This window comes from Pulveribacter suum, from assembly GCF_003013695.1.
Lineage (GTDB): Bacteria > Pseudomonadota > Gammaproteobacteria > Burkholderiales > Burkholderiaceae_C > Melaminivora > Melaminivora suum.
Map to the genome: position 1 here is coordinate 2,506,340 of NZ_CP027792.1, position 12,754 is coordinate 2,519,093.

Consider the following 12,754-nt stretch of genomic DNA (forward strand, 5'->3'; position numbering starts at 1 on the left):
GGGAGGCCGCCATGCGATGCGTCCTCGTCCTGTGTGCCGCGCTGCTGGCCGCTTGCGGCAAGCAGCCGGCCGACAACCTTGCCGATGCCCTGGCCGCTGATCCCGTGCGGCTGAAGGAATTGCGCGCGCAAGGCGCGGCCGACCGGCAGGCCACGGGCGAGGACGCTTGCCGTGCCGCCGCCGAAGCCTTCCGGCGGCGCTTCTTTTCCGGCGAGGCCGGGCCGGATGAATACCAGACGCTGGCCGACCTGCCGCCGATCCCGCCGAGCTTCGAGGAACCGGCCGATGGCATGGCGCCGGCCGTTCCCGCCGAACCGGAGGACACGCCATGAATGACGTGACCATCATCGACCAGTTCCTCAACACCTTTGCCGCTTATATCGACTCGGGTTTCGGGCTGCTGCGGGGCGAAGTGGCGTTCCTCACGGCCACGCTGATCGTCATCGACATGACGATCGCCGGCCTGTATTGGGCCATGAGCCATGCCACCGGCCAGGGCGAGGACGTGATCGCCAAGCTGCTGCGCAAGGTGCTCTACGTCGGTGCCTTCGCCTACATCATCAATAACTTCAACTGGCTGGCCAGCATCGTGTTCCGCTCGTTTGCGGGATTGGGCATCACCGCCACCGGCTCGGCCATCACGATGGAGAACTTCTTGCGGCCGGGCCGGCTGGCGAAAACCGGCATCGACGCCGGGGCGCCGATTCTGGAGCAGATCGGCGAGATGGCGGGCTTTCCCGAAGTGTTCGTGAACCTCGATCCCATCGTGGTGATGTTCCTCGCATGGCTGGTCGTGGTCTTGTGCTTCTTCGTACTGGCGATCCAACTGTTCATCACGCTGATCGAGTTCAAGCTGACTACGCTCGCCGGATTCGTGCTGGTGCCATTCGCGCTCTGGAACAAGACCGCGTTCCTCGCCGAAAAGGTCTTGGGCAACGTGGTGGCCTCCGGCGTCAAGGTTCTGGTGCTGGCCGTGATCGTCGGTATCGGCTCGGGCCTGTTCGCTCAGTTCCAAGTCCATCCCGCCGAGCCGTCCATCGACCACGCGCTGGTCATCATGCTGGCCTCGCTCACCTTGCTGGCGCTCGGGATCTTCGGCCCCGGCATCGCCACGGGCCTCGTGTCCGGTGCGCCGCAACTCGGCGCGGGCGCAATGGCCGGCGCTGCTGTCGGCGCTGCCGGCACGGCTGTCGCCATCGGCGCCGCTGCGACGGGCGTGGGTGGCGCCGTGGCTGCTGGCGCGCGCATGGCCCCGGCTGCCGCAAAGCTGGCCGGTAGCGGAGCGCGCGCCGCCACGTCGGCGGCCAGCAGTGCGAAGTCGGCGTTTCAGGCCGGTTCCGCCGCCGCAGGCGGCGGCGCGAAGGGCGCGATGGCGGGCCTGGGCAATGTCGCCAAGACAGGCGCGCAGTCGGCCGGACGCGCGGCTGCGTCGCGTGCTTCCGCTGCCGGGCAGCGAATGGCAGCTCCATTCCGCGCTGGCTGGAATGGCCCGGCCGCTGACCCTGGCGCGACAGCCGGCGGAGCCGGGGCGTCCGGCCAGGCCGCAGCAGGCGAAGCCACTTCCGGCGCAGCCAACGCGCAACCCGCCTGGGCCAAGCGGCTGCATCGCCGCGAGCAACTCACCCACGCCGCGACCACCGCCGCGCACACGCTGCGCAGCGGCGATGGCGGAGGCTCCGGCCAAGGCCCGAGCCTGCGCGATTCCGATTCATAAGGAGAACTGACCATGCGATTCAAGAAACCGCAGGTGCGCTATGCCGACACGCCGCAGCCTGCTACGCCGTACCAAGCTGCAGGCCAGGTGTGGGACGAGCGCATCGGCTCGCCGCGCGTGCAGGCGAAGAACTGGCGCCTGATGGCCTTTGGCTGCCTGACGCTCGCGCTGCTGATGGCTGGCGGCCTGGTATGGCGCTCGGCACAGTCCATCGTGACGCCTTACGTCGTGGAGGTGGACAACGCTGGCCAGGTACGCGCCGTGGGCGAAGCCGCCACGCCGTATCGGCCCAACGATGCGCAGACCGCGCACCACATCGCGCGCTTCGTGACGCTGGTGCGCTCGCTGTCCATCGACCCCATCGTCGTCCGCCAGAACTGGCTCGACGCCTACGACTACACGACCGACAAGGGCGCGGCCGTGCTCAACGACCACGCACGGGTCAACGATCCGTTCGCGCGCATCGGCAAGGAGTCGGTGACGGTGCAGATCACCAGTGTCGTGCGCGCCAGCGATACGTCTTTCAACGTGCGCTGGACGGAGCGCCGCTACGTCAACGGCGCCGCGGCGGGCCTGGAGAGGTGGACGGCCGTGGTGTCCATCGTGCTCCAGCCGCCACGCACCGAAGAACGCCTGCGCAAGAACCCCCTGGGCATCTACGTCAACGGCCTGTCGTGGAGCCGCGAACTGGATTCTTCCGAAGGAGCCAAGCCATGAATGATCTTTTCCGTAATTCCGCTTTGCCGGTGATCCTGCTTGCATCTACTGCTCTGTTCACGGGCTGCGCCTCGCAGGGCAAGCCGCCGCCAACCATCTCGCTCGATGAGCCGGTGCGGGCACAGCCGCTGCCCGAGCCGCCCGCGCCGGTGGAGGTGGTGGCCGTGCCCGAGGTGCTGCCGATGCCGGCGCAGTTGAAGCCGTTGTCCGAAGCCGAGGACGCCAAACCTGCGCCGGAGCCGGCAGACGAGAAGGTGCGCGTCTCGCGCGCCAATGCCGAGGCCCGCGTCGCGCCCACGCGCGAGGGCTACGTCAACGCGATTCAAGTCTGGCCGTTCACCGACGGCGCGCTGTATCAGGTCTATGCGGCCGTGGGCCGCGTGACCGTGGTTTCGCTCCAGCCGGGCGAGGAGCTGGTGACGGTCGCCGCCGGAGATACCGTGCGCTGGATCGTGGGCGACACGTCCAGCGGCAGCGGTGCCGAGTTGCGCGTGAACGTGCTCGTTAAGCCGATCCGCTCGGGCCTCAAGACCAATCTCGTCATCACCACCAGCCGCAGGACGTACCTGTTGGAGCTGGCCTCGACGGAAAAGACGTGGATGGCGTCGGCGTCCTGGGAGTATCCGCGCGACCGGATGCTGGCCTTGCAGCGCCAGGCGCAGGCGGCCAGCGCAGCCGCGCCGGTGGATTCCGGCTTGTCGTTGGAGAACCTGCGCTTCCGCTACGCGGTCAGCGGCAGTAATCCGCCGTGGAAGCCGCTGCGCGCCTTCGACGACGGGCAGAAGGTCTATATCCAGTTCCCCGCCGGCATCGCGCAAGGCGAGCTGCCGCCGCTGTTCGTGATCGGGCCGGAAGGCGACGGGCAACTGGTCAACTACCGTTTCCGCTCGCCGTACTACATCGTGGATCGGCTGTTCGGCGCGGCCGAACTGCGCCTGGGCGGTGACAAGGGCGACATGGTGCGGATCGAGCGCACGGACGGCGTTGCGCGGAGGAACTGACCATGAGCCAGGACAACACCCCCGACCGTGCCGCGCCCTCGGCAGGCAAGGTCGCGCCCGAATCGGTGACGCTGCGCGCCCAACCGCATGCTGTGACCCGGTTGAACCGGCGCACGCTGGCTATCCTCGTCGGCGGCCTGTCGGTCGCCGTGCTCGGGGCTACGATCTGGTCGTTGCAACCGCAGCGGCGCAGCGCCGACGAGCAAACAGAGCTTTACAACGTTGATCGCGTCTCGAAATCCGAGGGGCTGGACGGCTTGCCGGCAGACTACTCGAAGCTGCCGCCGAAGTTGCCCGAATTGGGGCCGCCGCTGCCGGGCGATCTTGGCCCGGCCATCGTCCACTCGCAGCAGCCGGTGACGCCGGGCTATTCGCCGCCAGGCCATGATCCCGAAGATGCCTTGCGCAAGGAGGCGGACGCGGCGGCGGCCTCGTCGGTGTTCTTCCGCTCGGGCGGCCAAGGGCAGACCGCCGCCACGGTCGCGCAGGCAGCGCCGGGGGCTGCAAGTACGCTTGCGGCCTTCGATCCGCTCGCTGCTGGGCCTGCCTCGACGGCGGCCCAGCCCGCCGACCCGACCGCCGTGCAGAACCGGCAAGACCAGAAAGAGGCGTTCCTGAAAGCCGGTTCTACGCAAACCCGCAACTCCGGCAATCTGGCGCTGCCCGCGTCGCCGTATCAGGTGATGGCCGGAACGGTGATCGCCGGTGCGCTGGTGACAGGCATCAAGTCGGACTTGCCGGGCGACGTGATCGGCACTGTGACGGAGCCGGTCTATGACACAGCCACCGGCAAGTTCCTGCTGATTCCGCAGGGGTCGCGCATCCTCGGACGCTACAACAGCCAGGTCAGCTACGGACAGAGCCGCGTGCAGGTGGTGTGGAACCGGATCATCCTGCCCGACACGTCCTCGCTGACGCTCGACAACCTTGTCGGCACCGACCCGGCCGGCTACGCGGGCTTGGAGGATGACGTGGACTGGCACTGGAACCGCATCTTTGCCGGTGCGGTGCTGACGACGCTGCTGGGCGTCGGCGCAGAGCTGGCCGCGCCAGAGAACCGCCAGGACGGCAACCGCATCGTCATTGCCGGGCGTGACAGCGCCCAGGACAGCATCAATCAGGTCGGCCAGGAGATCACCCGACGCAACATGAACATCCAGCCGACGCTGACCGAGCGGCCTGGCCTGCCCGTGCGAATCATCGTCAACCGGGATCTGGTGCTGCGGCCGTACCAGCCGCTGTTCTTCAATCGAGGAGCTTCGCAATGAGCACGACCAAGAAGCTGCGGCTCGGGCCGCTGCCCAAGACCGAAAGCATCAAACTGACCTTTGCCTGCCCGGCCAGCCTGAAAGCCGACCTTGACCGCTACGCGGCGCTGCATGCGCAGGCGTATGGCGAGGCGGTCGATGCCGTGACACTGATCCCGCACATGCTTGAGGCGTTCATCGCGGGCGATCGGGGATTCAGGAAAGACTCGACCCCTGCTATCCCGAAGCCGCCGCTGCGGAACTCACCCCCTTAGTTCAAGCGCGTGTCGCTGCCGAGTGTCGACGGGCGTCTTCACGTAGCTGATTCCCGGATTTCCAAGAACTGCCACCAGCAACCGGCACACCATCGCCTGCATTTGCAGTGTGGTGTTGCCCGGATCTGCTGCGGGCTGGTTGCCACCGTAGATCGAAAAGCCTAGCGGTCCATCGAAGAACAGGGCTTCATGAACGGAGTCGTTTCGGACGACGGATAGCGACGAGGGAGTCGCCTTGTCGCTCTTGGCCCAATCGGGTACGGGCATATCGAATTTTTCGCACATCCACTGGACGCGCCCCGCATGTGGCACAGAAGGCTTTTGCGCCTCCTTGACTACGACGAGCTTGAAGCAGGCGTCCAGCGCCATGTAAAGGTATTGGAACTGCTCGAAGGGAAGGCTATGCGGATACTGCGCCAAGAACAAGGCGTGGATGACAGCCGCAACGCGCTTAGGCGCACGTGGATCGCCGCCTTCCGAGTCCAGGTAGTCCAGCGCTAACTCGATGACGTCAGCCACAGTGCAGCGAACCAGGGCGAAATCAACAAGAACCCCAGATTTAATGGGCGTCGCATCAAGAAAGCCCGCCTCCGTTGTCGTCAGCCGCATACCGAAAAAGAAGGACAAACACCAAACCACGAAATCGAGCTCTTCTCGGCTCCTGCCTTTATGCAGCGTCAGGACATGGGTCTTGGGCAGGCCGAAGACCCGGGCGTTGTACGGCATCGAGCGAACGTTTCCGCTCATGAAGTCCCGCTGCTGCTGAGCACCCGCATAAATCCAGTCCTTGAAGGCATTGGGGTCCCCGAAAACGGTGGCCACGCTATTTTCGTGGTCCGGGAGCGTTTGGACGGAGAAACGGCCGGTCGCGATGTCGCAGGGATTGGGGTAGTAGCCGAACTCGATGGCAATCCCATTGAGCGGCGCGCTGAGTGGTTGCTCCATCACAGTACAGGTGGCCTCATGAAATTGTTTCGTAAAAAATCTGATCGACCCTGCTCTTACAGAACAATTCACGGTCAATTTTTGTGAGCCAAGTTGGATGGCACCCTCCCCGCTTCGCCCCAGCGAGTTGTTCCGATTGCTGACGATAGTCACCATAGATCCATTCGAACACAGCGCCTTAGGAACCCTCATGCTCGCTCACGTTCATTGCACCGATGCTGGCGATACCGCCTTGCCGCCGAAGCCATCCATTCCTCGTCCGGGGACGGATGGGTACAAAGACCTTCCTCAGTTTTCGGCCAAACTTCCCCTCCCGTTCCGCCGCACCATTCGCCGCCAAGATTTGCACCAGATCGTCCCTTTGGCGGACACGACGATCTATGGAATGGAGCAACGTGGCGAGTTTCCACGCCGATTCAATCTGACCTCGCGCTGCGTTGTTTGGGATCTGGAGGAAGTCGAAGCTTGGATTGAAGCTCGCAAGCAGTCCTCTCGGTCCGGTGCTATCACCAAGCCCAACGGACCGGATGTCAGGCTACGCAAGCGCCGACCCGTGCTCGATGTAGCTTCGACGTAGCAATGTGGCTAGGCGATCAGCAGTTTGAGCTCTCGCGCCGCTGCCACGGGCAGTCGATGAACTTCCTTGGTCAAATTAACTTCCAACGCTGCACGCGCGGTCTCCAGCATCTTTCGCTCAAAGGAATAGCCCCCCTTCTCTTCCAGCCAGCCCAGCACTTCGGCCAAGTGCCAGATTGAGGCGCTGCCCTCGTGCACCGGTGCTGGAAAAGTCGCAGCATGAGAAAGCATCACCTTACGCATTGCTTGGCGCGACACGCCCACCAATTCGGCGACATCGGTCAGCCCAACGAAATCCGGTGCCGCCTCCACGAGCTTCGCCAAGGGGACAGCGCGCTTCACGTCGGCCAGCGCACTGCGCACCGCGGCCTGCGCGTTTTCAGCTTCGCGGGTGAACTCAAGCGCCAAGCGACCCGGCTGCCCGATACCCACCAAGGCGTCATCACAGCCGGCGCTGCCGAGACGCTCGACCAGCACATCCGGATCACTGTCGTGCTCGGCGAGCTGGTACTTCAGGATGAAGGTGTATTCCATGGATCAGTCCTCAGATGACGATTCAGCTTCGTTTCGTTGCTGATGGATCGTGCAGTTGTCCACGACCCGCCGCAGTGCTCGGGCATGATTGCCAGGGTTCTTCGGCGTGCTCCACACGCTCGTAATGCAGAACTCGCCGCAGCGGCACTCATCGTCGTTGTAAGGGCAGTAAATCTTGCCCCACGCATGACTGCCCCCGACCGTGACGCGCCAGCCCTGCGTCTCCGCATGCTTGAGCGCATCTTCGACCTCCTTCTTTGGATGAGAGGAACGGGCCATTCAAGGTCTCCAGTATGGGGATGAGTCGTCAGGTTGTCAACTGACAACCTGACGTGAAGTGACTCAGACCGACGCGCTCAGCACAGGCACGACCGTATTGCTCGGCAACAGCGTGGGCGCGTATGCGCCACCCTCCACCCAGGCATCGACCATGTTGGCCCACTCCTGCAGCATGTGGCGGCGCGGCTCGGCGTATTCGGCCTTGTTGTAGACCGAGCGCGAGGAACGGCCGTCTTCATGCGCCAGGCACTTCTCGATCCAGTCGCCGTTGAAGCCGACCTCGTTGAGCAGCGTCGAGCCGGTGCGGCGCAGGTCGTGCACCGTGAAAGGTTCTAGCGGCAAACCGGCAGCTTTGGCGCGCTCAGACACGATCTGGGTCACGCGGTTGAGCGTCGCCTTGGACATACAGCGGTCGGCATCGTAGCGCGACGGCAGGACGAACTTCGACCCCGCTGCGCAGGTGTGCAGCGCAACGAAGATGTCCGCAGCTTGGCGGGACAGATAGACGACGTGCGGGTTGCGACCCTTCATTCGTGATTTTGGGATCGTCCAGGTCGCGTTCTCGAAATCAACCTCGGCCCATGTCGCCTCAATCAATTCGCTCTTGCGTACCAGCGTCAACAGAATCATGCGCAACGCCAGGCGAATGGTCGGATAGGTGGCCACCGATTCCATCTGCCGGTACATCAGACGGATCTCCATTGGTGACAGCGCTCGATCCTTGGGCACGAAGGTCGCGATCGAAGCCGCGCCCACGCCATCGGCCGGGTTGTCGACCTTCTCGCCGTGCAGGATGGCGAAGGCGTAGACCTGCTTCACGATGTCGCGCACGTGGACGGCTGTGGCGGGCGCGCCGCGAGCCTTCACCTTGTTGCACAAAGCGCGCAGGTCGTCGGCGCTGACTTCGTTGAGCAGCCGGTTCTTGAACGCCGGCAGGATGTCCCGATCAACGATGCTCTTGCGCATCGCACGCGTGCTGTCGGCCATCTTGGCGTCGGCAAGCCATCGGGCAGTCATGTCGCCGAAATTCTTGGCAGCGGTCAGCCGGCGCTTCTCGCGCTGCTTCTCGTGCGCCGGGGACCTGCCCTCGGCAACGGCTTTCTTGGCGTCGAGCAGCTTTTCGCGGGCCAAGGCCAGTGAGATGCCGGCCGGCCCATAACGGCCGATGGTCAGCGTTTCACGCCGGCCGTTGAGACGGTAATCGTAGCGGAAGGTGACGGTACCGGTGGGCGATACCGTCACGTACATGCCGTCACGGTCGGAAGCCTTGTAAGTCAGGGACTTAGGCTTGAAGTTACGCAGTGCGGCGTCGGTAAGCATCGAGGTTTTTCCTCCTGTTCTTGACGGCTTTTACCGTCAGGGGTCAGGAGACCTGCTGATGCCTGGAAAGCCGCATGAAACGAGCTTTCCAGAGGAGACATTTACCGTCAAAGACCGGTTTGGTCTCAATAGTAAACGGGAGGGTCTTAGTCAGACCTCCAGTTCTTACCGTCAGTTCTACCGCCAACCTGTTTTGCTGGCCGGCGATAGCCACCGATAGCTTCCGCGACGTATTTCTTTCTAGATCAATACGTTACGGCAGTTGTTCGATAGTTGGCGATAGTCCCTGAAGGACCTGATTTCACTCCCACTCGATGGTCGCGGGCGGCTTGCTCGAGACGTCGTAGGTCACGCGGTTGATGCCGCGCACCTCGTTGATGATGCGGCCCGAGACGCGCTTGAGCAGCGCATAGGGCAGCTCGGCCCAGTCGGCGGTCATGAAGTCGGTGGTCTGCACGGCGCGCAGTGCGACCACGTAGTCGTAGGTGCGGCCGTCGCCCATCACGCCCACGCTTTTCACGGGCAGAAAGACGGTGAAGGCCTGGCTGGTCAGCTCATACCAGTTCTTGCCCGTGGCCGGGTCCACCGTATTGCGCAGCTCTTCGATGAAGACGGCGTCGGCGCGGCGCAGCAGATCGGCGTATTCCTTCTTCACCTCACCCAGGATGCGCACGCCCAGGCCGGGGCCGGGGAAGGGGTGGCGATAGACCATCTCGCGCGGCAGGCCCAGGGCCAGGCCGAGCTCGCGCACCTCGTCCTTGAACAGGTCGCGCAGGGGCTCCAGCAGCTTCAGGCCCAGCTGCTCGGGCAGGCCGCCCACGTTGTGGTGGCTCTTGATGGTGACGGCCTTCTTGCTCTTGGCGCCGCCGGACTCGATCACGTCCGGGTAGATGGTGCCCTGCGCCAAAAAGGTGATGCCCTGGTGGCCGCCGCCGGCGGCCTTGAGCTTTTCGGCCTCGGCCTTGAACACATCGACGAACAGGCCGCCGATGATCTTGCGCTTGTGCTCGGGCTCGCTCACCCCGGCCAGCTTGCCCAGGAACAATGCGCTCGCGTCCACGCGGATGACGCGGGCGTGCAGCTTGCCGGCGATCATCTCCATGACCATGTCGCCCTCGTGCAGGCGCAGCAGGCCGTGGTCCACGAACACGCAGGTCAGGCGGTCGCCGATGGCGCGGTGGATCAGGGCGGCCGCGACGCTGGAATCGACGCCGCCGGACAGGCCCAGCAGCACCTCCTCGTCGCCCACCTGCTCGCGGATGCGCGCCACGGCCTCATCGACGTAGTTGCCCATGACCCAGTCGGGCCGGGCGCCGCAGATGTCACGCACGAAGCGCGACAGCAGCGCCGCGCCCTGGGGGGTGTGCGTGACCTCGGGGTGGAACTGCACGGCGTAATAGTGCCGCGCCTCATCCGCCATGCCGGCGATGGGGCACGAGGCGGTGGAGGCCATCAGCTTGAAGCCGGGCGGCAGCTCGGTGACCTTGTCGCCGTGGCTCATCCACACTTTCAGCATGCCGTGGCCTTCGGGCGTGGCGAAGTCCTGGATGTCCTTGAGCAGCTCGGTGTGGCCGCGTGCGCGCACCTCGGCGTAGCCGAATTCGCGCTGGGGCGAACCCTCCACCTTGCCGCCCAGCTGCATGGCCATGGTCTGCATGCCGTAGCAGATGCCCAGCACCGGCAGGCCGAGCTCGAACACGGCGTCGGCCGCGCGGTCATCGACCTCATACACGCTGGCGTGGCTGCCCGACAGGATCACGCCCTTCAGGCGGCCATCGGCGGCGAACTCGCGCACCCACTCGCTGCTCACGTCGCACGGGTGCACCTCGCAGTACACCTGCGCCTCGCGCACGCGGCGGGCGATGAGCTGGGTGACCTGGGAGCCGAAGTCGAGAATGAGGATCTTGTCGTGCTGCATGGTGGGGCGGTCTGGGGGAGGAAAAGACAAAGGCCCGAACGCTTTGGCAGCGGGTTCGGGCCTGCGGTGGCTGGGTGCGTCAGTCGGCGCGGTAGTTGGGCGCTTCCTTGACGATCTGCACGTCGTGTACGTGCGACTCGCGGATGCCGGCAGCCGTGATCTCGACGAACTCGGCCTTGTCGTTCATCTCGGCGATGGTGGCGCAGCCGCAGTAGCCCATGGCCGCGCGCACGCCGCCGGCCATCTGGAACACGATGGAGACCATGCTGCCCTTGTAGGGCACGCGGCCTTCGATGCCCTCGGGCACCAGCTTGTCGGCGTTGGGGTTGCCGGTGGTGGCTTCCTGGAAGTAGCGGTCGGCGCTGCCCTGCTGCATGGCGCCGATGGAGCCCATGCCGCGGTAGCTCTTGTAGCTGCGGCCCTGGTAGAGGATGACCTCGCCGGGCGCTTCCTCGGTGCCGGCAAACATGCCCCCCATCATGATGGTGGAGGCGCCGGCGGCGATGGCCTTGGCAATGTCGCCCGAGAAGCGGATGCCGCCGTCAGCGATCAGCGGCACGCCCGTGCCCTTGAGGGCGGTGGCGACGCTGTCGATTGCCATGATCTGCGGCACGCCCACGCCGGCGACGATGCGCGTGGTGCAGATCGAACCGGGGCCGATGCCGACCTTCACGGCGTCGGCGCCGGCCTCGACCAGCGCCAGCGCCGCGGCGCCGGTGGCGATGTTGCCGCCGATCACATCGACCTGCGGATAGTTCTGCTTGACCCAGCGCACGCGTTCGATCACGCCCTTGCTGTGGCCGTGCGCCGTGTCCACCACCAGCGCATCGACGCCGGCGCGCACCAAGAGCTCCACGCGCTCCTCGGTACCCGGGCCCACGCCCACGGCGGCGGCCACGCGCAGGCTGCCGGCAGCGTCGCGTGCGGCGTTGGGGAAGATGGTCTGCTTGTTGATGTCCTTGACGGTGATCAAGCCCTTGAGCTCGAAGGCGTCGTTCACCACCAGCAGGCGTTCAAGCTTGTGGCGATTGAGCAGGGCCTTGGCCTGCTGGGGGGTGGTGCCGTCCTTTTCATTGACGGTGATCAGCTTCTCGCGCGGGGTCATGATCTCGCGGACCTTGACGTCGTAGCGTGTCTCGAAGCGCACGTCGCGGCTGGTGACGATGCCGATCACCTTGCCGCCGTCGCACACCGGAAAGCCCGAGATGCCCAGGTTTTCCGACAGCTCAAGCACCTGCAGCACGGTGTGCTCGGGGGTGATGACCACCGGATCGTGCACCACGCCGGATTCATGGCGCTTGACCTTGGAGACTTCCGCCGCCTGCTGCTCGGCCGTCATGTTCTTGTGGATGACGCCAATGCCCCCTTCCTGCGCGATGGCGATGGCCAGGCGCGCCTCGGTCACGGTGTCCATGGCGGCGGACACCAGCGGCAGATTCAGGGAGATATTGCGCGTGAAGCGCGTGGCGAGAGAGGTGTCCTTGGGCAGGACCTGGGAGTACGCCGGCACCAGCAACACATCGTCGAAGGTGAGCGCTTTTCCGAGTAGGCGCATGTGATCAAGCTCCAAAAAAACGATTGTACCCGCCGTGCGACAGCGCTGTGGTGGCCGCAAAGGCACGCGGCTACACTGCCCTGCATGACACGCAAACAGCTTTTCCTGCTCGCGCTGGCCTGCACCTGGGCACTGGGCGCATCGGCGCAGTGGCAGTGGATCGACAAGGACGGCCGCAAGGTTTTCAGCGACCGTCCGCCGCCGCAAGAGGTGCCGGACAGGAGCATCCTCAAGCAGCCCACGCTGCGCGGGGCCGCGCCGGCGGCTGGCGCCTCGACTGCGGCTCAGCAAGGCGATGCCGCTGCACCGGCCGCGGCGCCGGCTGCTGCTGCCTCCAGCGGCCGCGACCAGCAGCTGGAGGACAAGAAGGCCAAGGCGGAAGCCGCCGAGGCGGCGCGCAAGCAGGCCGAGGAAAAGGCCCAGGCCGATCGCCAGGCCAAGGCCCGCGCCGAGAACTGCGCCCGCGCCCGCCAGTCCAGCAACACCCTGTCGTCGGGCGCTCCCATGGCGCACACCAACGCCCAGGGCGAGCGTGGCTTCATGGATGAGGCCACCCGCGCCGCCGAACTGCGCCGGGCGCAGGCCATCATGGCCTCGGACTGCAAATAGCCGCGCGCGTCACGCCACCCCAGCAAGCCACTGCCGCGCAGTGGCTTTTTCTTGGGTGCGACCT

14 protein-coding genes are annotated in these 12,754 nt (G+C 65.3%); 8 read left to right on the forward strand and 6 right to left on the reverse strand.

Going from position 1 to position 12,754, the window contains the following annotated elements; genetic code table 11:
• Positions 1-11 precede the first annotated feature (11 nt).
• Genes C7H73_RS11530 through C7H73_RS11555 form a run of 6 tightly spaced genes read left to right on the forward strand, consistent with a single transcriptional unit; the run spans position 12 to position 4,954 of the window.
• Positions 12-332, forward strand: a complete 321-nt coding sequence (locus C7H73_RS11530) for a hypothetical protein (protein ID WP_106846775.1) — start codon at positions 12-14, stop codon at positions 330-332.
• Complete coding sequence (gene trbL, locus C7H73_RS11535) at positions 329-1,714, forward strand: P-type conjugative transfer protein TrbL (protein ID WP_106846776.1); 1,386 nt, start codon at positions 329-331, stop codon at positions 1,712-1,714. The genes C7H73_RS11530 and trbL overlap by 4 nt, the downstream gene beginning before the upstream one ends.
• Before the next feature lie 12 nt (positions 1,715-1,726).
• Entirely contained in the window at positions 1,727-2,431 is a 705-nt protein-coding gene (gene trbF / locus C7H73_RS11540; RefSeq protein ID WP_041105451.1) for a conjugal transfer protein TrbF, read from the forward strand.
• Positions 2,428-3,432, forward strand: coding sequence for a P-type conjugative transfer protein TrbG (trbG, locus tag C7H73_RS11545; RefSeq protein ID WP_106846777.1), 1,005 nt, complete (start codon positions 2,428-2,430; stop codon positions 3,430-3,432). The genes trbF and trbG overlap by 4 nt, the downstream gene beginning before the upstream one ends.
• A 2-nt stretch (positions 3,433-3,434) precedes the next feature.
• A complete protein-coding gene (locus C7H73_RS11550) occupies positions 3,435-4,700 on the forward strand; it encodes a TrbI/VirB10 family protein (RefSeq protein ID WP_106846778.1) in 1,266 nt (421 codons plus the stop codon).
• On the forward strand, positions 4,697-4,954 hold the full coding sequence (locus C7H73_RS11555) for a DUF2274 domain-containing protein (protein WP_106846779.1): 258 nt from the start codon (positions 4,697-4,699) through the stop codon (positions 4,952-4,954). The genes C7H73_RS11550 and C7H73_RS11555 overlap by 4 nt, the downstream gene beginning before the upstream one ends.
• On the opposite strand, the gene C7H73_RS11560 is transcribed toward C7H73_RS11555, so the two are convergent.
• Positions 4,943-6,055: a hypothetical protein gene (locus C7H73_RS11560; protein ID WP_227001335.1), complete on the reverse strand. Its 1,113-nt coding sequence runs from the start codon at positions 6,053-6,055 to the stop codon at positions 4,943-4,945. The two genes, C7H73_RS11555 and C7H73_RS11560, sit on opposite strands and share 12 nt — an antisense overlap.
• A gap of 34 nt (positions 6,056-6,089) precedes the next feature.
• On the opposite strand from C7H73_RS11560, the gene C7H73_RS11565 reads away from it, so the two are divergent.
• A complete protein-coding gene (locus C7H73_RS11565; RefSeq protein WP_106847651.1) occupies positions 6,090-6,476 on the forward strand; it encodes a helix-turn-helix transcriptional regulator in 387 nt (128 codons plus the stop codon).
• 8 nt (positions 6,477-6,484) lie between these two features.
• Here C7H73_RS11565 and C7H73_RS11570 read toward each other — a convergent pair whose 3' ends face one another.
• From C7H73_RS11570 to guaB, 5 genes are all read right to left on the reverse strand, one after another.
• Positions 6,485-7,009, reverse strand: coding sequence for a helix-turn-helix transcriptional regulator (locus tag C7H73_RS11570; protein ID WP_106846781.1), 525 nt, complete (start codon positions 7,007-7,009; stop codon positions 6,485-6,487).
• A 3-nt stretch (positions 7,010-7,012) separates the two neighbouring features.
• Entirely contained in the window at positions 7,013-7,288 is a 276-nt protein-coding gene (locus tag C7H73_RS11575; protein WP_044422174.1) for a hypothetical protein, read from the reverse strand.
• Positions 7,289-7,351: 63 nt separating this feature from the next.
• The gene (locus tag C7H73_RS11580) at positions 7,352-8,608 is read right to left on the reverse strand and encodes a tyrosine-type recombinase/integrase (protein ID WP_106846782.1); all 1,257 of its coding nucleotides are present in this window, start codon (positions 8,606-8,608) and stop codon (positions 7,352-7,354) included.
• 301 nt (positions 8,609-8,909) lie between these two features.
• Positions 8,910-10,526 carry a glutamine-hydrolyzing GMP synthase gene (gene guaA, locus C7H73_RS11585; RefSeq protein WP_106846783.1) on the reverse strand — a complete coding sequence of 539 codons (1,617 nt, stop codon included), beginning with the start codon at positions 10,524-10,526 and terminating at the stop codon, positions 8,910-8,912.
• 79 nt (positions 10,527-10,605) lie between these two features.
• The gene (gene guaB, locus C7H73_RS11590) at positions 10,606-12,081 is read right to left on the reverse strand and encodes an IMP dehydrogenase (protein ID WP_106846784.1); all 1,476 of its coding nucleotides are present in this window, start codon (positions 12,079-12,081) and stop codon (positions 10,606-10,608) included.
• Between the two features lie 84 nt (positions 12,082-12,165).
• Here guaB and C7H73_RS11595 point away from each other — a divergent pair, with 84 nt between their 5' ends.
• On the forward strand, positions 12,166-12,690 hold the full coding sequence (locus C7H73_RS11595; RefSeq protein WP_106846785.1) for a DUF4124 domain-containing protein: 525 nt from the start codon (positions 12,166-12,168) through the stop codon (positions 12,688-12,690).
• Positions 12,691-12,754: the final 64 nt, after the last annotated feature.

Excerpts from the sequence above, each read along its gene's own strand:
- C7H73_RS11530 (WP_106846775.1), top strand. The coding sequence starts at position 12 with ATGCGATGCGTCCTCGTCCTGTGTGCCGCGCTGCTGGCCGCTTGCGGC.
- trbL (WP_106846776.1), top strand. The coding sequence starts at position 329 with ATGAATGACGTGACCATCATCGACCAGTTCCTCAACACCTTTGCCGCT.
- trbF (WP_041105451.1), top strand. The coding sequence starts at position 1,727 with ATGCGATTCAAGAAACCGCAGGTGCGCTATGCCGACACGCCGCAGCCT.
- trbG (WP_106846777.1), top strand. The coding sequence starts at position 2,428 with ATGAATGATCTTTTCCGTAATTCCGCTTTGCCGGTGATCCTGCTTGCA.
- C7H73_RS11550 (WP_106846778.1), top strand. The coding sequence starts at position 3,435 with ATGAGCCAGGACAACACCCCCGACCGTGCCGCGCCCTCGGCAGGCAAG.
- C7H73_RS11555 (WP_106846779.1), top strand. The coding sequence starts at position 4,697 with ATGAGCACGACCAAGAAGCTGCGGCTCGGGCCGCTGCCCAAGACCGAA.
- C7H73_RS11560 (WP_227001335.1), bottom strand. The coding sequence starts at position 6,055 with ATGGTGACTATCGTCAGCAATCGGAACAACTCGCTGGGGCGAAGCGGG.
- C7H73_RS11565 (WP_106847651.1), top strand. The coding sequence starts at position 6,090 with ATGCTCGCTCACGTTCATTGCACCGATGCTGGCGATACCGCCTTGCCG.
- C7H73_RS11570 (WP_106846781.1), bottom strand. The coding sequence starts at position 7,009 with ATGGAATACACCTTCATCCTGAAGTACCAGCTCGCCGAGCACGACAGT.
- C7H73_RS11575 (WP_044422174.1), bottom strand. The coding sequence starts at position 7,288 with ATGGCCCGTTCCTCTCATCCAAAGAAGGAGGTCGAAGATGCGCTCAAG.
- C7H73_RS11580 (WP_106846782.1), bottom strand. The coding sequence starts at position 8,608 with ATGCTTACCGACGCCGCACTGCGTAACTTCAAGCCTAAGTCCCTGACT.
- guaA (WP_106846783.1), bottom strand. The coding sequence starts at position 10,526 with ATGCAGCACGACAAGATCCTCATTCTCGACTTCGGCTCCCAGGTCACC.
- guaB (WP_106846784.1), bottom strand. The coding sequence starts at position 12,081 with ATGCGCCTACTCGGAAAAGCGCTCACCTTCGACGATGTGTTGCTGGTG.
- C7H73_RS11595 (WP_106846785.1), top strand. The coding sequence starts at position 12,166 with ATGACACGCAAACAGCTTTTCCTGCTCGCGCTGGCCTGCACCTGGGCA.